The sequence below is a fragment of the Comamonas squillarum genome (assembly GCF_025309455.1).
Taxonomy (GTDB): domain Bacteria; phylum Pseudomonadota; class Gammaproteobacteria; order Burkholderiales; family Burkholderiaceae_C; genus Comamonas; species Comamonas squillarum.
This window is the reverse complement of record NZ_CP104377.1, coordinates 3,794,588-3,812,881: the sequence shown is the minus strand read 5'-3', so window position 1 is coordinate 3,812,881 and position 18,294 is coordinate 3,794,588. Positions and strand designations below refer to the sequence as shown.

At 63.6% G+C, this 18,294-nt stretch carries 20 protein-coding genes and 1 riboswitch; of the genes, 7 read left to right on the top strand and 13 right to left on the bottom strand.

The features are described 5' to 3' along the window. Positions 1 to 20: 20 nt before the first annotated feature. Positions 21 to 593, bottom strand: coding sequence for a TMEM165/GDT1 family protein (locus N4T19_RS17480; protein WP_116925480.1), 573 nt, complete (start codon positions 591 to 593; stop codon positions 21 to 23). 96 nt (positions 594 to 689) lie between these two features. Next, positions 690 to 803, bottom strand: a riboswitch (yybP-ykoY riboswitch). 231 nt (positions 804 to 1,034) lie between these two features. On the opposite strand from N4T19_RS17480, the gene N4T19_RS17475 reads away from it, so the two are divergent. Both N4T19_RS17475 and N4T19_RS17470 read left to right on the top strand, forming a co-directional pair. Next, entirely contained in the window at positions 1,035 to 1,430 is a 396-nt protein-coding gene (locus N4T19_RS17475; protein ID WP_116925479.1) for an RNA recognition motif domain-containing protein, read from the top strand. Positions 1,431 to 1,685: 255 nt separating this feature from the next. Continuing rightward, positions 1,686 to 2,306, top strand: a complete 621-nt coding sequence (locus tag N4T19_RS17470) for an RNA recognition motif domain-containing protein (protein ID WP_182344540.1) — start codon at positions 1,686 to 1,688, stop codon at positions 2,304 to 2,306. Positions 2,307 to 2,394: 88 nt separating this feature from the next. On the opposite strand, the gene N4T19_RS17465 is transcribed toward N4T19_RS17470, so the two are convergent. Genes N4T19_RS17465 through N4T19_RS17450 form a run of 4 tightly spaced genes read right to left on the bottom strand, consistent with a single transcriptional unit; the run spans position 2,395 to position 5,390 of the window. Further along, positions 2,395 to 3,216: an SDR family oxidoreductase gene (locus tag N4T19_RS17465; RefSeq protein WP_165841160.1), complete on the bottom strand. Its 822-nt coding sequence runs from the start codon at positions 3,214 to 3,216 to the stop codon at positions 2,395 to 2,397. Positions 3,217 to 3,223: 7 nt separating this feature from the next. Further along, positions 3,224 to 3,823, bottom strand: coding sequence for an LPS export ABC transporter periplasmic protein LptC (gene lptC, locus N4T19_RS17460; protein ID WP_116925477.1), 600 nt, complete (start codon positions 3,821 to 3,823; stop codon positions 3,224 to 3,226). Then, positions 3,820 to 4,392 carry a KdsC family phosphatase gene (locus N4T19_RS17455; protein ID WP_116925476.1) on the bottom strand — a complete coding sequence of 191 codons (573 nt, stop codon included), beginning with the start codon at positions 4,390 to 4,392 and terminating at the stop codon, positions 3,820 to 3,822. The genes lptC and N4T19_RS17455 overlap by 4 nt, the downstream gene beginning before the upstream one ends. After that, positions 4,392 to 5,390, bottom strand: a complete 999-nt coding sequence (locus N4T19_RS17450) for a KpsF/GutQ family sugar-phosphate isomerase (protein WP_116925475.1) — start codon at positions 5,388 to 5,390, stop codon at positions 4,392 to 4,394. Before N4T19_RS17450 ends, N4T19_RS17455 begins: the two co-directional genes overlap by 1 nt. Before the next feature lie 139 nt (positions 5,391 to 5,529). Here N4T19_RS17450 and N4T19_RS17445 point away from each other — a divergent pair, with 139 nt between their 5' ends. Further along, a complete protein-coding gene (locus N4T19_RS17445; protein WP_021025692.1) occupies positions 5,530 to 6,084 on the top strand; it encodes an adenine phosphoribosyltransferase in 555 nt (184 codons plus the stop codon). Positions 6,085 to 6,115: 31 nt separating this feature from the next. Here N4T19_RS17445 and N4T19_RS17440 read toward each other — a convergent pair whose 3' ends face one another. Then, positions 6,116 to 6,919 carry a hypothetical protein gene (locus N4T19_RS17440; RefSeq protein ID WP_260718646.1) on the bottom strand — a complete coding sequence of 268 codons (804 nt, stop codon included), beginning with the start codon at positions 6,917 to 6,919 and terminating at the stop codon, positions 6,116 to 6,118. A 246-nt stretch (positions 6,920 to 7,165) separates the two neighbouring features. Continuing rightward, a complete protein-coding gene (locus N4T19_RS17435; protein WP_116925473.1) occupies positions 7,166 to 7,642 on the bottom strand; it encodes a Crp/Fnr family transcriptional regulator in 477 nt (158 codons plus the stop codon). Between the two features lie 193 nt (positions 7,643 to 7,835). Between N4T19_RS17435 and N4T19_RS17430 the strand changes: the two genes are divergently transcribed. Both N4T19_RS17430 and N4T19_RS17425 read left to right on the top strand, forming a co-directional pair. After that, positions 7,836 to 8,762: a class I SAM-dependent methyltransferase gene (locus tag N4T19_RS17430; RefSeq protein WP_260718645.1), complete on the top strand. Its 927-nt coding sequence runs from the start codon at positions 7,836 to 7,838 to the stop codon at positions 8,760 to 8,762. Positions 8,763 to 8,824: 62 nt separating this feature from the next. Beyond that, a complete protein-coding gene (locus N4T19_RS17425; RefSeq protein WP_313900068.1) occupies positions 8,825 to 9,025 on the top strand; it encodes an ATP-binding protein in 201 nt (66 codons plus the stop codon). 14 nt (positions 9,026 to 9,039) lie between these two features. Here the strand turns inward: N4T19_RS17425 and mnmE are convergent, their stop codons facing one another. From mnmE to rpmH, 6 genes are all read right to left on the bottom strand, one after another. Then, positions 9,040 to 10,509 carry a tRNA uridine-5-carboxymethylaminomethyl(34) synthesis GTPase MnmE gene (mnmE, locus tag N4T19_RS17420; protein WP_260718644.1) on the bottom strand — a complete coding sequence of 490 codons (1,470 nt, stop codon included), beginning with the start codon at positions 10,507 to 10,509 and terminating at the stop codon, positions 9,040 to 9,042. A gap of 165 nt (positions 10,510 to 10,674) precedes the next feature. Further along, positions 10,675 to 12,258: an ABC transporter substrate-binding protein gene (locus N4T19_RS17415; protein ID WP_116925470.1), complete on the bottom strand. Its 1,584-nt coding sequence runs from the start codon at positions 12,256 to 12,258 to the stop codon at positions 10,675 to 10,677. Positions 12,259 to 12,390: 132 nt separating this feature from the next. Beyond that, on the bottom strand, positions 12,391 to 14,091 hold the full coding sequence (gene yidC, locus N4T19_RS17410) for a membrane protein insertase YidC (protein ID WP_116925469.1): 1,701 nt from the start codon (positions 14,089 to 14,091) through the stop codon (positions 12,391 to 12,393). Further along, positions 14,088 to 14,372, bottom strand: a complete 285-nt coding sequence (gene yidD, locus N4T19_RS17405) for a membrane protein insertion efficiency factor YidD (protein WP_084635722.1) — start codon at positions 14,370 to 14,372, stop codon at positions 14,088 to 14,090. The genes yidC and yidD overlap by 4 nt, the downstream gene beginning before the upstream one ends. Beyond that, positions 14,369 to 14,851, bottom strand: a complete 483-nt coding sequence (locus N4T19_RS17400) for a ribonuclease P protein component (protein ID WP_116925468.1) — start codon at positions 14,849 to 14,851, stop codon at positions 14,369 to 14,371. Before N4T19_RS17400 ends, yidD begins: the two co-directional genes overlap by 4 nt. A 59-nt stretch (positions 14,852 to 14,910) precedes the next feature. Continuing rightward, a complete protein-coding gene (gene rpmH / locus N4T19_RS17395) occupies positions 14,911 to 15,045 on the bottom strand; it encodes a 50S ribosomal protein L34 (protein WP_084635723.1) in 135 nt (44 codons plus the stop codon). A gap of 445 nt (positions 15,046 to 15,490) precedes the next feature. Here rpmH and dnaA point away from each other — a divergent pair, with 445 nt between their 5' ends. After that, complete coding sequence (dnaA, locus tag N4T19_RS17390) at positions 15,491 to 17,032, top strand: chromosomal replication initiator protein DnaA (protein ID WP_116925467.1); 1,542 nt, start codon at positions 15,491 to 15,493, stop codon at positions 17,030 to 17,032. Between the two features lie 129 nt (positions 17,033 to 17,161). Next, positions 17,162 to 18,280, top strand: coding sequence for a DNA polymerase III subunit beta (dnaN, locus tag N4T19_RS17385; RefSeq protein ID WP_116925466.1), 1,119 nt, complete (start codon positions 17,162 to 17,164; stop codon positions 18,278 to 18,280). Positions 18,281 to 18,294: the final 14 nt, after the last annotated feature.

The following is an 18,294-nucleotide window of genomic DNA, read 5'->3' as shown; positions in this document are numbered from 1 at the left end:
TGCTAGCGCAGCCAGCGCTATCAGTCCATCGTCGTGAACAGCGCGGCCACACCCAGCACCAGGAAGATCACCGCGCAGACGCGGTGGATCCAGCGGATCGGCAGCCTCTTGGTGATCTTGTCGCCAAACCAGACCACCGGCGCATTGGCCAGCATCATGCCGATCGTGGTGCCTGCGACCACCCAGTAATAAGAAGCGGGGTACTTGGCGGCCAGGCCCACGGTGGCCAGCTGGGTCTTGTCGCCCATCTCGGCCAGGAAGAACAGCAGCACGGTGGTGCCGAACACACCCCAGCGGCCGCTGCTCTTGCCCGCTTCGTCCTCGTCGATCTTGTCGGGGATCAGCATCCAGCCGGCCATCAGGATAAAGGACACGCCCAGAATCCAGCGCAGCACATCGGGGCCCAGCATCGTGGTGATCCAGGCGCCAACGGCACCGGCCAGCGCATGGTTGACCAGGGTCGAGACGAAGATGCCCAGCGCAATGGGCCAGGGTTTGCGGTATTTGGCAGCGAGGACGAGGGACAGCAACTGCGTCTTGTCGCCCATTTCGGCAAGGGCGACGACGGCGGTCGAGAGGAGAAAGGCTTCCATGGAGTGGGGATCGTTATTGCAGCCGGATATCGCAAGACAGCATTGACCGCATCGCGACTCCGGCATGGGATCGCAACGTGGTCAATGGTCTCGCCCAGCATCCTCATCACCAGATGCCGTGTACGCCATAGGCCGCGAAGGCCCAAGTTTGTTGACGCACACTCTGCGGCGCATTGCGCGCCCAGCAGGCTACTCCCCAAAGACTGGCGCATCATACGCCCAAAAGCGATGTTGCGCCGCAACACCCACGCCCTCCAGGGAAAATACCAAGGGCTGGTTGCAGCAACTGTCAACACAGCGTAAGGCGATTCACCCATAATGGTGAAGCTCAATGTGCCCCCGGGTACACTAGAGCGCGCGGTGATCCGTCTTGGAAGTTGTCACAGGTTTGTTGATTGCATCAGGCTCCATCGCTTTTTTTACTTTTTTCGGAGTCCTCAAATGGGCAACAAACTTTACGTGGGCAACCTGCCTTACTCTTTCCGTGACAGCGATCTGGAAAGCACTTTCAGCCAATTCGGTACCGTCTCCAGCGCCAAGGTCATGATGGAACGTGACACCGGCCGTTCCAAGGGCTTCGGCTTTGTGGAAATGGGTTCGGACGCTGAAGCACAAGCTGCTATCGAAGGCGTGAACGGCCAAGGCTTTGGCGGTCGTAACCTGGTCGTGAACGAAGCACGTCCAATGGAAGCCCGTCCTCCACGCAGCGGCGGCTTCGGCGGCGGTGGTGGTGGTGGCCGTGGTTTCGGCGGTGGTGACCGCGGCGGCTTCGGCGGCGGCGATCGCGGTGGCTTCGGCGGCGGTGGCCGTGGTGGCTACGGTGGCGGCAGCTACTAAGCACATCACATCCAAAACCTCTTAGAGGTTTTGACAGTGAGATGACGGGTTTTCCCGGAAAAAAGGCCTCTTTGAGGCCTTTTTTGCATCTGGTTGCAGCTTCTGCGCCACAACAGAGGGGCACAACTATCCCATTCCCGGTTTTTATGCCAGAAAATAAAGGATGGAGCATTCCTCCATTGGGCTACTGCGATAGATGACCGGTGTTCTACAGGGCGCGATCGCATTATTTAAGAGTTATCAGGAGTCCCTCAAATGGGCAACAAGCTTTACGTCGGTAATTTGCCATACCAGGTTCGCGACAACGATCTGGAACAGGCCTTTGGTCAGTTTGGCAGCGTAACCAGCGCCAAGGTGATGATGGAACGCGACACCGGTCGCTCCAAAGGTTTTGGTTTTGTAGAAATGGGCAGCGATGAAGAAGCCCAAGCTGCGGTCAACGGTCTGAACGGTCAGCCCCTGGGCGGTCGCAATCTGGTCGTGAACGAAGCACGTCCCATGGAGCCCCGTCCTCCCCGCAGCGGCGGTGGTGGTTTTGGCGGCCCCCGTGGTGGTGGCTTTGGCGGCGGAGGCGGTAACCGTGGCGGCTTTGGCGGCGGCGGTGGTGGTGGCTACGGCGGCGGTGGTGGCGGCGGCTACGGCGGCGGTGGTGGTGGTGGATACGGCGGCGGCGGAGACCGTGGCGGCTACGGTGGTGGCGGCGGCGGTGGCTATGGCGACCGCGGTGGTCGCGATGGCGGCCGTGGCGGCAATGACCGCGGCTTTGGTGGTGGCGATCGTGGCGGTGAGCGCGATGGCGGCTTCCGCAGCCCCTACGGCAATGGTTCGCGCAACCGCGGCGGCAACCAAGGCTACGACAACAACGACGATTATTGATGCCTGCAGGCACCGCCCAGCGCTGTGCCGCACCGCAACGACAAAGCCCCGCCAGGGGCTTTTTTCATGCCTGGCTTAGGACCTGCTTTCAGTCTTGACCCGGTGGCGCCTCTTGCACCCGCTCGCGGTGGCGGTGCTTGCGCGGGCGGTTGGCCAGCGCGCGGTCATAGAGGGCATTGGGCAGGCAGCGCAACAGCCGCGCCACCCAGCCCATCTGCCAGGGGATCACGGCATAGCTGCGCGCCTTGGCAATCACTGCAAAGGCCTTGTCGGCAAAGGCCTCTGGCTGCATCAAGAAGGGCATGCCGTAGCGGTTGTGGCGGGTGAGCGGCGTGGCCACAAAGCCCGGGCAGATGGTGACCACCTGCACGCCGCTACGCTTAAGCTCCACCCGCAGGCTCTCGCAGTAGCTGATGACGGCGGCCTTGCTGGCGCAGTAGGCGCCGTGGCCGGGCAGGCCGCGTATGCCGGCCACGCTGGCAATGCCCACCAGCTTGCCGCTGCCGCGCGCCTGCATGGGGCGCACAAAGGCATGGAAGGTCGCGGCCATGCCGATCACATTGGTCGCATAGGTCTGGGCCATGACCTCCAGGTCCTCGCGCTCGGCCGTGTCGATGCCGTAGCTCACCCCGGCATTGGCCACCACCACATCGGGCAGGCCCTGCTGCTGCAGGCATTGCGTGCAGGCAGCAATGGTCTGGTCCTGGTCAGCCACGTCGGCGCCATAGACCGCGTAGCGGCTGGCATCCATCGCCTGCGCCTGGGCCCAGTCCGCAATCAGCGCGGTACGGCGGGCCACCAGCGCGAGGCGGTAGCCGGCCTGGTAGTAGCGCCAGGCCAGCGCCTGGCCGATGCCGCTGGAGGCGCCGGTGATCAGCACCAGCGGTGCATCGCTCAGGGGGGTGGACATGCGGCGCTCAGCGTGCGGGTTGCAGCACGCCCTTGACCCGGCCCTTGAGCTCTGCGACCTGGGTGATGTTGTTGAAGACCATCGAGTCGGCCGTGAACCGGTCCTGGCCCCGGATGATCTCGACGGGCTTGTTCGAGCTCACCCGCTCTTCGTTGACAAAGGCGTGCAGAAACTCGCCCCGGAACTCCATCTGCGGCGCGCCCGGCTTGTTGCTGCTGCGCACCACCTTGGCATTGCCAAACAGCTGCACTTCGGAGCCATCGGCATTGGACAAGGCGCGGTTGGCGGTGGCCACTGTCGTCGAGCCATCCTGGCGGATGGAACGCATCGTGGCCGTGTCGATCTCCAGCGTGTCGGTGTCCATGTAGTGGCGCATCTTGTTGCCCTGGATCTCGCTGGTCAGCACGCCGGTGCCGTCAAAGCTGCGCACCGAAAAGTCGTTCATGTAGTAATCCACTTCGTGGCCGGCCACCGCTTGTTCGCGCACGCTCTGGGGCTTGGGGGCATTGCGCACCAGCCACCAGGTGCCCAGCGCCAGCAGGCCCATCAGGATCACCGGCAGGTAGATGGACGACAGGTCCATGAGGCGTCGCAGGCGAGATTTCATTGTCCGTACCGATCGAGCAGGTTGACATAGGCACCGCAGGCGGCCAGCACCGCGTCGCACAGCTCGCGCGCAGCACCTGCGCCGCCGTGGCGGGTGGTTACCCAGTGTGCCACGCCCAGCACTTCAGGGTGGGCATTGGCGGGCGCGCAGGCCAGCTGGCAGCGGCGCAGCACCGGCAGATCCGGCCAGTCATCGCCAATGGCTGCGGCCTGGTGCCAGTCCAGGCCCAGCGCCTCGAGCATGGCCTGGGCGGCAGGCAGCTTGTCCTCGGTGCCGTAGCGAACCTGCTCGATGCCCAGCGCCGCCAGGCGGTGGCGCAGCGGTGCCGAATCGCGCCCGGTGATGACGGCCGGCACAATGCCGGCCTCGCGCAGCATCTTGAGACCATGGCCGTCGAGCGTGTGGAAACGCTTGAGCGTCTCGCCCTGCTCGCTGATGTACAGGCCCCCGTCGGTGAGCACGCCATCCACATCGAAGAACACAATCTTGATACCCTGGGCGCGCAGCAGCAGCTCAGCGGGCCACTGCTGGGCGGGGGTGATGGCGGGCAAGGTTAATGTGCTGGCCATCAGATCACCTTGGCCCGCATCAGATCACCCACATGCACGATGCCCACCAGGCGCTGGTCCGCATCGGTCACCAGCACGCTGGTGATGCGGTGGGCCTCCATCAACGCAGCGGCGTCGGCCGCCAATGCGTCGGCCGAGATCTGGCGCGGCGTGGCATGCATCACCTCGGCAGCGGTCAGGCCGCGCAAGTCGGCACCAGCCTCAATACGGCGGCGCAGATCGCCATCGGTAAACACGCCCTGCAGCAGGCCATGCGCATCGACGATGGCAGCCGCGCCCATGCCCTTGGCACTCATCTCACGCATCAGGTCGCTGAAGCTGGCGCTGGGCAGCACCGTGGGCAGCGCATCGCCGCTGCGCATTACATCAGACACATGGGTGAGCAGGCGGCGGCCCAGCGCGCCACCGGGGTGGGAGCGGGCAAAATCCTCGGCCTTGAAGCCGCGCGCATCCAGCAGCGCCACGGCCAGCGCATCGCCCATCGCCATTTGCGCGGTGGTGCTGGCCGTGGGGGCCAGGTTCAGCGGGCAGGCCTCCTTGTCGACCTGGGTGTTGAGCACCCAGTCGGCATGGCGCGCCATCGAGGACTGCAGGTTGCCCGTCATCGCCACCACGGGCACGCCCAGGCGCTTGAGCACCGGCAGCAGCACGGAAATCTCGCCACTCTCGCCGCTGTTGGAGATGGCCAGCACCAGATCCTGGCCCGTGACCATGCCCAGATCGCCATGGCTGGCCTCGCCCGGGTGCACAAAGAATGCCGGCGTGCCGGTCGATGCCAGGGTGGCCGCAATCTTGCGCCCCACATGGCCGCTCTTGCCCATGCCAGTGACCACCACACGCCCGGGAATGTCCAGCATGCGCTGCACGACCTGGACAAAGTTGTCGTCCAGGCGCTGCGTCAGTGCCGCAATGGCCTCGGCCTCGATCGCAAAGGTAGACGCCGCCAGGCGCAGAATCTGCGCCGCTTCCACGGGGCGCTTGGGCTGTAGGGTGCTCATGGAGGCTGATTTTATCGGAGCGCCCGCGCCCCGGCCGGTGCGGGTCATTGCCAAACATGCTTAACCTGCGGCGGGTGCCGGTTGCAGCTGCCGCAGTTGGACTACCATGGCGGCTCCTCCCCTTTTCTGCCCGCCCACCATGCACGCTCCCGACGTCAACGCCTTTTTGCGTCACCACATCCGCACCGTTCCCGATTGGCCAGCGCCGGGCGTGCAGTTCCGGGACATCACCCCGCTGCTGCAGAACCCGCAGGTCTTCCATGTGCTGATCGATGCCTTTGTGCACCGCTACATGTCGCGCGACATGCGCCCCGATGTGGTGGCCGGGCTCGATGCGCGCGGCTTTATCCTCGGTGCCGTCATCGCCTACCAGCTCAAGGTGGGCTTTGTGCCCATCCGCAAAAAGGGCAAGCTGCCCTTCACCACGGTGGAGGAAACCTATGAGCTCGAATACGGCAGTGCCACGGTCGAGTTGCATGCCGATGCGGTCAAGCCCGGCGACAAGGTGCTGCTGGTCGATGACCTGATTGCCACTGGCGGCACGATGATGGCCGGCAAGAAGCTGCTGGAGAAGCTGGGCGCCCAGGTGATGGAGGGCGCTGCGATTGTCGACCTGCCGGAGCTCGGCGGCTCCAAGCGGCTGACCGATGCGGGTCTGCCGCTGTTCACGCTGGTGGATTTCGCAGGGCACTGAGCCCCAGTCACCGCCGCTGCGGTGCAGGCGCTCAGTGCAGGTCGCCGTACTGGGTATTGCTCAGGCCGCCAAAGCTGGTGTCTGCCGTGGGCGCAGGCGCACCGCCGCGTTGCGCGGCCTCCCGAGCGATCTGGGCATTGTGCGCGGCGCTGCGCGCGGGCGGAACAATCGGCGCGGGCCGGGGCGCTGCGCTGGTGGCAACGCGGCTTGCGGGCGATGCGCCGTCGAGCGCCGGCACCGGGTTCAGCGCCGCCTCGAGCAAGGCTTTCTTGAAGGCGGCAATCTCCGCTTCATCGACCGGGTCCATGCCCAGCGGCACCGGCACCACGGCCGGCTGGGGCGCGGTGACCGCACTGGGGGCCTTGGTGCTGGCGACACCCAGCTGGGCATTGAGACGCCAGTAAACCGAGGTGATCACAATCTCGAAACGGGTTTTGGCCGAGTAGGCGATCAAGGCCTCGATCTGGGTGAGCTTGTCGGGCGAGGCGCAGTACTGCTGGGCCAGATCCACCATCACGATGAACTGCGTGGCGCGCTTGTCCAGCGCCAGCACCTTGAATTTGTAACCTGCCGACAGAATGCCCGAGCGCACCATCGATTCGCGCACGGCCGAATACACCATCTCCCGGCGGGCCGAACGCTCACCGGGACGCGGCGCGGCGCTGTCGTGCTGCGGTGTCGCAGCCATGGGCCTGGCGGCCACCAAGGGGCTCTGGGCGGCCAGCATATCGTGCTGGCCCATACCCATTGGCTCGGCAAACATGGTTTGCGGCCCCAGGGGCGCAAAGGCCGATTTTTTTTCTGGTCGACTGAACCATTTGGCAAATATAGACATGCCACTCCCTACCCTGATCAGAATTTGTGCCCCAGACACAAGCCTTGCAACGTGGTTGCTCCGCCGTCAGCATCAAGCCTTGTCGGCCAGACTTGGTGCCCACCGTATACCTGCGGTGTGCTGGGCGGTGTCCGCGACGCTCACATGGTCACCCGTTTCATCGCGCAACAGGCGTTTGTAATTGTAGGAAGGAGTATTGCATACACTTGTCAGAAAAGCGCGTGCGATTTGACCAATGCCAAGCTTTTATGTTGCGGCTACGCGGCGTTTGCGGTTGCCCAGGCGCTTGGCCAGCACCGATCCGGCCGCCATCGCCAGCGCGACGGCCACCGTGGGCTGGCGGTTGCACAGCTCGGTAAAGCGGATGCTAGACAGCCCCCAGAGGCGGCAGCCAGCCACGGCCTGCACGGTGGCATTGCGCGGTTGGTGCGAGAAGAACGCGCCTTCGCCGACAATGGAGCCCGCGCCGACGATCGCCAGGCGAATGCGCTGCTTTTCGTCCTCGAAATGCACGCTGAGGCTGCCGCTTTCGACGAAAAACAAGGTGCGCTCCTGCGTGCCTTGCTGAAACAGCACCTGCGATGCGGCCAGCTGGGTCTGCGTCAGGTACGGCGCGAGAATCTCCCACTGCGCAGCCGTCAGCGGGTTGATCATGCTTTCCTCGTCCTGGCAGTTGTTGATGGCCGCCACCAGGGGCTTGATGTCATTGGCGCTACTGAACATGAAATCCTCCTCCGCAATCCTGGCGGTGGGCCCACCAGTGATTTATCGAAATTCCTAATCCAATAAATCTAACCGAGTGGCTGCACAATGGCTGGGCGGCTGGGCAAAAATTTGTAAGAAGTATCGTCCAGTCCACAATTCCTGACCAAGCACGCCGCCTCCCACCTTCTCTCCTAGACGTTTTTCAGATTCCATGCATGCATTACTAGAGGCCATCGCCACCATGCCCGCGAGCCAGCAGGCCCAACGCCTCTTCCACGGGCGAGGCGGCCTGTTTCCCGGTTGCGAACACCTGTCGCTGGACCTGTACCCACCGGCGGTGGTGCTGACCAGCTTTGCACCGCTGGCCGACGAGGCGCTGCAAAGCGTGGGCGATGCGCTGCAGCAGCGCTGGCAGCAGCTCTACCCGGGCGAGCCGCTGACCTGGGTCTACCAATGCCGGGCGCTGGGCGCGGCCGAAACCCGCCTGGTCCAGGGTAGCCTGCCCGAGCCCCATACGGTGCAGGAAGACGATGCCCGCTACCTGGTGCATGTGCTGCGCGGCCAAAACCATGGCCTGTTTCTGGACATGGCCGAAGGCCGGCGCTGGGTGCGCCAGTTCATCGCGCGCCAGCCCGATCCCGAGCGCTGCACCGTGCTCAACCTGTTTGCCTACACCTGCGCCTTTTCAGTGGCGGCGCTGCAGGCCGGCGCCGGCCAGGTGGTCAATATCGACATGAGCAAGGCGGCCTTGGCCAGCGGCCAGCAGAACCACCGCCTCAACCAGCTCGCAGGCGGCCAGTTCTGGGGCCATGATATTTTCAGCAGCTGGGGCAAGATCACCCGCACCGGCCCTTACCAGCTGGTGATCATGGACCCGCCCAGCTACCAAAAGGGCAGCTTTGTCGCCACCAAGGATTACGCGCGCCTGATCAAGCGCCTGCCCGACCTGCTGGCGCCGGGCGGCTTTGCGCTGCTCTGCCTCAACGCCCCCGAGCTGCCGCTGGCCTTTTTGCAAGACCAGATGGCCGCGCTGGTGCCGGAGCTGGAGTTCATCGAGCAGGTGGCCAACCCAGCCATCTTTGCCGATGTCTCGCCTGACCGGGCGCTCAAGGTGCTGGCCTACCGCATGCCCAGCTAAGCCTGGGCGGCAGGCTGGTCCGCTGAGTCGACAACCACCAGCTTGCCGCACAGCGCGAACGGGTGCTGAAGCCCTACTACCGCATGGAGCACTCCCGCAATGCCGCATCCGGCGGCGTGGGGCTGGGGCTGTCGATCGCGCAGACGGTGGCGCAGGCCCATGGGGGTGAGCTGTTGCTGCGCGACGCGGATGGGGGTGGGTTGGAGGCGGTGCTGGTGCTGCCTCGGGTGGCTGCAGACAGCGCCGCTAGCGCTGCAAGCTAAACGCGCGGCAAGGCTTATTTGCCAATACAAAAACTCGAAAAAATCACCCCCAGCAAATCATCCGATGTGAACTCGCCGGTGATCGCATTGAGTGATTGCTGGGCCAGGCGCAGCTCTTCGGCCAGCAGGTCGAGGGCGGGGCTGTCGACATGCAGCTGGGCATGGGCGATGTCCAGGTGCTCTTCGACCTGCTGCAGCGCCTGCACATGGCGGGCGCGGGCGATGTAGGTGCCTTCGGCGGCGGGCTGCCAGCCGGCCATGGCCAGCAGCTGCTGGCGCAGGGTGTCCAGGCCCGCGCCGGTTTTGGCCGACAGCACCAGCGGGGCCTGGTCGCCTGCAGCGGCAGCAGCAGCCGGGGTGCTGAACTGGGCGGCGGCCTCGGCGCTTTGGCGGTGCGCCTCATCGGGGGTCAGTGCGTCGGCCTTGTTCCAGACCTGCAGCACGGGCACCGTGGCAGGCAGTTGCTGCTGCAAGGTGGCGGCAATCTCGCGGTCGGCCTGGGCATAGTCGGCCTGGGCCATGCGGGTCAGGTCGTGCAAGAAGAGTACCGCGTCGGCGGCGGCGATTTCTTCCCATGCGCGGGCAATGCCGATGCGCTCGACCTCGTCACTGCTCTCGCGCAGGCCGGCGGTGTCGATCACATGCAGGGGCACGCCTTCGATCTGGATGGTTTGCGTGACCTTGTCGCGCGTAGTGCCGGCAATGGGGGTGACGATGGCCAGCTCGGCGCCAGCGAGCGCATTGAGCAAGGAGCTTTTGCCGGCATTGGGCTGGCCGGCAATCACCACTTTGATGCCCTCGCGCAGCAAGGCGCCCTGGCGGGTTCGCTGCATGACAGCCTGCACGGTGGCGCGCAGCTGGTCCAGCTGGCCATAGGCATCGGCTTTTTGTAAAAAATCGATCTCCTCCTCGGGGAAATCCAGGGTGGCCTCGACCAGCATGCGCAGGTGCACCAGCGCATCGCGCAGGCGGTGCACCTCTTGCGAGAAGGCGCCGGTCAGCGAGCGGCTGGCACTGCGCGCGGCCGCCTCGGTGCTGGCGTCGATCAAATCGGCAATCGCCTCGGCCTGGGCCAGGTCGATCTTGTCGTTCAGAAACGCGCGCTCGGTGAACTCCCCCGGCTCGGCCAGGCGCAGGCCGGGCAGCAGCGGCGTGCCACTGTCAGCCTGCGCCTGCGCGGCTTCCAGGCAGCGGGCCAGCAGCAGCTGCAGCACCACCGGGCCGCCGTGGGCCTGCAGCTCCAGCACGTCCTCACCGGTGTAGCTGTGCGGCGCGGGAAAGTACAGCGCCAGCCCCTGGTCGATGGCCTGGCCATCTGCTGCTTTAAAGGGCAGGTAGGTGGCTTCGCGCGGCTTCAAAGCCTTGCCGCAGAGGCGCTCAACCAGCGGCGCAATCGCCTTGCCCGATACGCGCACAATGCCCACCGCTCCGCGCCCGGGGGCAGTGGCAATGGCAACAATCGGATCGTGGTGGCGGGCAAGCATGGGCAGGTCTTTGGCGCGAGTGGGGCAAGCCCCACATTATCGTGGCGACCGGGCCGGCGCCATGTACTCCAGGCTATTGGCCTCGTTCACCGCACTTAGCCCCGCCCCATGAAAAAAGCCTGCTGGCGCAGGCTTTTGGGGTGGTTGGAGTGTGCAGCGAGACGCTTACTTGACCGTAGTCCAGGCGGGGATGGGGCGCGCATCGGCGCGGTAGACGGTCTCGATGCCCTTGCGCATCGCCCAGGGGAAGATCTGGTGGTGCACGGGGATCGTGTAGAAGTTGTCCTTGGTCATCTTCAAGGCATCGTTGATCAAGGCGTCGCGCTTGGCCGTGTCGGTCTCGGTCTTCATCGCGTCGATCTTGGCGTCCAGCTCCTTGTCGGCAATGCGGCCGCCGTTGTAGACGCCGCCGCCCGCGGCGCCCTTGCTGTGGATCAGCGCGTCAAGCGAGTAAAGCGCATCAAAGGTCGCCACGCCCCAGCCGAACAGGTAGGCGTTCGGGTCGGAGTTCATTACGCGGGTCACGAACTGCGCCATCGGCGTCGCCTGCAGGCTGGTCTTGATGCCGATGCGGGTCCACATTGCGGTGACGGCCTGGCAGATCGCCTCGTCGTTCACATAGCGGTCGTTCGGGCATTCGAGCTTGAGGTTGAAGCCATTGGGGTAACCCGCTTCGGCCAGCAGCTTCTTGGCGCCTTCGACGTCGTACTTGGCAGCACGCTCTTCGAGCTCCTTGCTCCAGCCATGCACCATCGGCGCCACCATCGTGCCGGCGGTGATCGACATGCCGCGCATCGTGCGCTTGTGCAGGCCGTCGGTGTCGATGGCCATGTACATGGCCTTGCGCACGCGCACATCCTTCATCGGGTTCTTGCCCGGCGTGCCAGCGCCTGGCAGCTCGTCGCGGAACACGTCCAGGCCCAGGTAGATGGTGCGGTTCTCGGTGCCCTCGAGCAGCTTCAACTCAGCGGTCTTCTTGATGCGCTCCTGGTCCTGGGGCGGCGGGTCGACCATGAAGTCGACCTGGTTGGAGATCAGTGCAGCGGTGCGGGTGGCGGCCGACTTGATGGGGGTGAAGACGATCTCGTCGACGTTGCCGGTGGGCTTGTCCCACCAGGCGGCGTTCTTCTTCAGGGTCAGCTTGACATCGGGCTGCCAGCTGACGGCCACAAAGGAGCCGGTGCCATTGGTGTTGCGGCTGGAGTAGCTTTCTTCCTTGCCGGCGTAGTCCTGGGTCTTGACGGCGTTGTTCTTCTCGGCCCAGGCCTTGTTCATGATGCGCGCCTCGGTCAGCTCGCGCAGCAAGATGGGGTTGGGGCCCTTGAGGATCAGATCGACGGTGAAGTCATCGACCTTCTTGACTTCCTTGATGCTCTGGGTGGCGCTCATCATGTTCGATGGCGGGGTCATGATGCGGGTCAGCGAGAACACCACGTCATCGGCGGTGAAGGGCGCGCCGTCGTGGAATTTGACGCCCTTGCGCAGCTCAAAGCGCCACTGGGTGGGGCTCACCTCGGTCCACTTGGTCGCCAGTGCGGGCTCCAGCTGGAAATCCTTGCCGTAGCGCACCAGCGGCTCATAGACCTGCTGCAGGAAAGCATGGGTGGTCTGGTGGTTCTGTGCGTGGGGGTCCAGGGTCAGGATGTCATTGGCACCTGCCCAGCGCAAGGTGGCTGCCTGGGCCGCGCCCGCACAGAGCAACACCGCCAGCGCCAGCGCGCTAGGTCGAAAAACCGATACTTTCGCCATACCTGAACCCCTATTTTGTTGAACACATTTTCAAACAACTCATGCTAACGAAAAAACGGTCGCTAATGCGACCGTTTGGGAGGTGTATCCGGGAATGCCCGCCTAGGCAATCCCTGCATTGACAAATGCTGGCTACTTGAACTTTGGCAGATTGAACTGCGGTGGCACACCCATGCGGGTATTGATGATCCACTGCTGGGCAATCGACAGCACGTTGTTGGTCAGCCAGTACAGCACCAGACCGGCCGGGAAGAAGAAGAACATCACGCTGAACATCAGCGGCATGATCCACATCATCTTGGCTTGCATCGGATCCGGTGGTGCGGGGTTCAGCGCCGTCTGCAGCAGCGACGACAGGGTCATCAGCACGGGAAGGATGAAGAACGGATCGGGCACCGACAGGTCATGGATCCAGCCGATCCAGGGCGCATTGCGGATTTCCACCGACGACAGCAGCACCCAGTACAGCGCGATGAACACGGGAATCTGGATCACGATCGGGAAGCAACCGCCCATGGGGTTGACCTTCTCTTCACGGTAGATGCGCATCATCTCCTGCTGCATCTGCTGGGGCTTGTCCTTGAGGCGCTCACGCATCTCCATGATGCGGGGGTTGATCGCCTTCATCTTGGCCATCGACGCGTAAGCCTTGGCATTGAGCCAGTAGAACGCAATCTTGAGCAGCAGCACCAGCGCCACAATCGACCAGCCCCAGTTGCCGATGAAGCCGTGCAGCTTGTCGAGCAGCCAGTACAGCGGCTTGGCCAGAATCGTCACCCAGCCGTAGTCCTTGACCAGTTCCAGGCCAGGGGCGATGGCTTCGAGCGTCTTTTCGATCTGCGGGCCCACAAAGAGGCGCGCATCGATGGCCTTGCTCTGGCCGGGAGCGATCTCGCCCAGGTGGGTGATCTCGCCGACCGAGTACAGGTTGGTGCCGGCCTTGCGCACATAGATGTCGCGCTGCGTGCCCTGGGGCAGCAGCCAGGCGCTGGCAAAGTAGTGCTGCACCATGGCCACATAGCCGTTGTCCGCTGCCTTGTCCACGCTGTCGGTCTTGCCGTTTTCGATGTCCTTGAAGTCGACCTTGTGGTACTTCTTGGCCTCGGTGTAGACGGCCGGGCCGGTAAAGGTCGAGTAGAACGAGGATTCGCCAGCGGGCTTGTTGCCGTCGCGCGTCAGCTGCAGGTACAGCTGGGGGTTGACCGCGGCCGAGCCGGTGTTGACGACTTCCTGCTTCAAGCCAATGGCGTAGTCGCCGCGCTTGAGCGTCCAGGTCTTGACCAGCTTGACGCCGCCCAGGTCAGGCGACTCGAACACCACGTTCAACTCGTTCTGGCCCTCGGCCAGCTCGCGCGGGCCGGGCTTGAGGGTCATCGCGGTCTTGTGGGTCGGGAAGTTGCCACCGATCAGACCCGTCTGGGCCACGTAGACGCGGTTGGCGCTCTCGTCGAGCAGCTTCACGGGCTTGGTCTTGTCGTCCTGGTCGGCGTACTTGAGCAACTCGGCACCCACCAAGGATGCGCCTTCGCTGTCAAAGGTCAGGCGCAGCAGGTCGGACGCCACGGTCAGCTTCTCGCGTGCAGCAGCAGGGGCTGCCGCATCCGCAGCAGCCGTGCCGGGCACGTTGCTTGCGTTCGCAGGCGCCGCAGGGCTGGCGCTGGCAGCGGGCAGACCGTTGTCGGTGCTGACTGCATCTGCAGGCGCCTGGGCCGTCACCTCAGGTGTGGGGAAGAATGTGGGTTTGCGACCATTGTGGATTTGCCACTTGTCCCAGAGCAGGACCAGGGAGAAACCAAATATCACCCACAAGATGGTGCGGCGAATATCGTTCATGAAGACTTCTCAGAGGGGGAAGAGGATGAATCGGCGGGAGTCACCAGACGACTGAACCAGCGCGGATGCGCGGGGACCGGATCGTGGCCGCCCTCGCACCAGGGATGGCAGCGCACCAGGCGGCGCACCGTCAAATAGCTGCCCATGGCAGCACCGTGCTGTTCCAGCGCCTGCAATGAATAGGCAGAGCACGTGGGCTCGAACCGGCAGGCAGAACCTAGCCAAGGGCTCAGCAGCAGCCTGTAGCCGCGCACCAAACCCATGAGCAAGCGTTGCATCATACGCTAAGCACCTTGGCGCCTTCGCTGCGCTCGGCTTTGGCCGGCTGGCTGTTCTTGTGCGCCCGGGCAAACAGCTGCATCAGCTCGGCCCGCACCGCCTGCTTGAGCACGTCGGAGCTGGGGCTGATGAACTGCTTGCGGTCGAACGTGCTGCGCAAGCGCACCACGTGGGCGGCGGCTGGCAGCTGCGCCTCATGCAAGGCAGCGACGGCATAGATCTGCCGCTTGATGGCGTTGCGGGTGACCGCGCGGCGCGCCCAGCGCTTGGGCACCATGGCACCCAGCCAGGTCGCCTCCAACGCAAAAAGAGCCTGCGACCCAGCCTTGACAGCTGGATCACCAGGCCCTGATGGGGCAGCAGCGCTGCCCGAGGCGTCGGCAGACAACACCAGCCTGTGCAGCGCAAAGTGCGCTGTACGGGCGATGGTGCCGCCTGCCATGGCGGCTTGGAATTGAGGGCGAGTCTTAAGGCGATGCATAAGTGTCACCCACTGGTGCACTACCTGGCACCCGAGAGGTGCCCGTCACCCTGTCAGCCTTACAGGCCCAGACGCTTGCGGCCCTTGGCGCGGCGTGCGTTGATAACAGCGCGGCCACCCTTGGTCTTCATACGGACGAGGAAACCGTGGGTACGGGCGCGGCGAACTTTGGAAGGTTGGTAAGTACGTTTCATGATGCAATTCCTAGAGAGGCTTGGTTCCGGTTTGTTGGCCGCTTGCATCCAAAAATGAACACAAAAGCAACCAAGCTCAAGCCCTGCTCAAGCGCAACACCGGTGAAATAGTGCGGTCCACCCCCATGGCAAGGACACAAGGTCTGTTGCCAGCGCGAGGGGACACGCGCGTAAAATTCGCCCTGACATGCAGGGAAACCGCAAATTATCGCAGTGTTTACTGTCCTTGGCAATTACTTGGCTTTGTCCTCGGTTTTTTCTGTAATATGCGCAGACTTTTGCCGAGTCTGCGGCCAGCCCATCGAGGAAACCCGAGCATGGGGTTTGTGCAGACCAGTCCGTTGTGTGGATAACTTTTGCACAAGCTACAATAGGCAGCCGATCAACCTTCCCCCTTATCCACAACAACAACAGCGTGGGGGATGAATCTTTCCGTGGGATAACAATGGATGAAGCCAGCCTGGGCCAAGGTTTGTGGCGTGCAGTTGTAGAGCAACTCGCCCAAGAAATGCCCGAGCAACAGTTCAACACCTGGATCAAGCCGCTGACCGCTGTCGTGTCGGACGACTTGTCCAAGGTCACGCTCTATGTGGCCAACCGTTTCAAGCTCGACTGGATTCGCGCCCAATACACCGGCCGCCTGGCCGCCATGCTGGAGGAAACCTACGGACAACCGGTGGCCATCGAGTTGGCCATTGCCCAGCGAGATGCGGCCGTGCGCACCGTTGTGCGCCCACCGGTGCGCAGCGGTGGTGCGCTTGCAGCGTCGGCTCAGGGCAGTGGCACCTCGTCAGGCATGGGCCTCGGGCCGTCCTACGGGCCAGCTAGCCGCAACCCCGGCCAGGCTGCCGCCAACGCGGCCGAGCAGTACCGCAACAGCATCCAGATCAGCGACGCCAGCCCCGCGCCCCATACGGGCCAGGCCAGCAGCGCCGAGGGTGATACCGGCAATGCCAGTGGCAACTTCCGCAACCGCCTGAACCCGGTGCTCACGTTTGACACGCTGGTCGAAGGTACTGCCAACCGCATGGCGCGCTCGGCGGCCATGCATGTGGCGGCGTCTCCCGGACATCTGTACAACCCCTTGTTCATCTACGGCGGCGTCGGTCTGGGTAAGACCCACCTGGTGCATGCCGTGGGCAACAAGCTGCTGGCCGACAACCCGGACGCCAAAGTTCTCTACATCCATGCCGAGCAGTTCGTTTCGGATGTGGTCAAGTCCTACCAGCGCCGCACCTTTGACGAGTTCAAGGAGCGCTACCACTCGCTCGATCTGCTGCTGATCGACGATGTGCAGTTTTTCGCCAACAAGGACCGCACGCAGGAAGAGTTCTTCAACGCCTTTGAAGCGCTGCTGGCCAAGAAGAGCCACATCGTGATGACGTCCGACACCTATCCCAAGGGTCTGGCCAACATCCACGAGCGCCTGGTCTCGCGCTTTGACTCGGGCCTGACGGTGGCTATCGAGCCGCCCGAGCTGGAGATGCGCGTTGCCATTCTGATCAACAAGTCGCGCGTCGAAGGCACCGAGATGCCCGAGGAAGTGGCCTTCTTCGTGGCCAAGAACGTGCGCTCCAATGTGCGCGAGCTCGAAGGCGCGCTGCGCAAGATCCTCGCCTACTCGCGCTTCAACCAGAAGGAAATCTCCATCCAGCTGGCGCGCGAGGCGCTGCGCGATCTGCTCTCGATCCAGAACCGCCAGATCAGCGTGGAAAACATCCAAAAGACCGTGGCGGACTACTACAAGATCAAGGTCGCCGACATGTACAGCAAAAAGCGCCCGGCCAGCATTGCCCGCCCGCGCCAGATTGCCATGTACCTGGCCAAGGAGCTGACCCAGAAAAGCCTGCCGGAAATCGGCGAGCTGTTTGGCGGCCGCGATCACACCACCGTGCTGCACGCGGTGCGCAAGATCGGCGGCGAGCGCCAGCAATTGACCGAGCTGAACCAGCAATTGCACGTGCTGGAGCAGACCCTCAAGGGCTAGCCGATGGAATTTTTTGATTTCGCCAATTGCCTGCGCGCCGCAGGCACAATGGCAAATGGGACAGGTGCAGAGGGGGCTCCGTGCACAACTGCCGTCCACAACAACACCGCAATTTGACAAGAGGTTGAAATGATTGTTCTGAAGGCCACACAAGACAAAGTCATCGCAGTACTGCAGTCGGTCGCCGGTATTGTCGAGCGGCGCCACACTTTGCCGATCCTGGCCAACGTGCTGATCCGCAAGACCGGCAATGCGCTGCAGCTGACCACCAGCGACCTGGAAATCCAGATCCGCACCACGGCCGAGCTGGGCGGTGACATGGGTGACTTCACCACCACCGTGGGCGCGCGCAAGCTGATCGACATCCTGAAGACCATGCCCAGCGACCAGACCGTGAGCCTGGAGACGCAGCAGTCCAAGATGATCCTCAAGGGTGGCAAGAGCCGCTTCACCTTGCAGACCCTGCCGGCAGAAGACTTCCCGCTGGTGCAGGAAGCACCCTCGTTCGGCCCCGTGTTCAGCGTGCCGCAAAAGGTGCTCAAGGACCTGATGGGCCAGGTCTCGTTCGCGATGGCTGTGCAGGATATCCGTTACTACCTGAACGGCATCCTGTTCGTGGCCGAGGGCAACACGCTGAGCCTGGTGGCCACCGACGGCCACCGCCTGGCCTTTGCCAGCGCCACTCTGGATGTGGAAGTGCCCAAGCAGGAAGTGATTCTGCCGCGCAAGACCGTGCTGGAGCTCCAGCGCCTGCTGTCGGACGCCAGCGGCGACAACCAGCCCGTCATCGAGATGCAGTTCGCCAGCAACCAGGCGCGCTTTACCTTTGCCGGCATGGAGTTCGTCACCAAGCTGGTCGAGGGCAAGTTCCCCGACTACAACCGCGTCATCCCGCGCAACCACCCCAACAGCATCACGCTGGGCCGCGCGCCACTGCTGGCCAGCATGCAGCGCACGGCCATCATGACCAGCGACAAGTTCAAGGGCGTGCGCCTGACCATCGAGCCCGGCACCCTGCGCATTGCAGCCAACAACGCCGAGCAGGAAGAGGCGGTGGATGAGCTCGACATCGACTATGGCGGCCCGGCCGTTGAAGTCGGCTTCAACGTCACCTACCTGATCGATGTGCTCTCCAACATGGGCCAGGACATGGTACGCATCGACTTTGCCGACAACAACAACTCGGCGCTGATCACCAACCCGGAAAACGACACCTTCAAGTACGTGGTCATGCCGATGCGCATGTAAGCCACGCAGGCGAC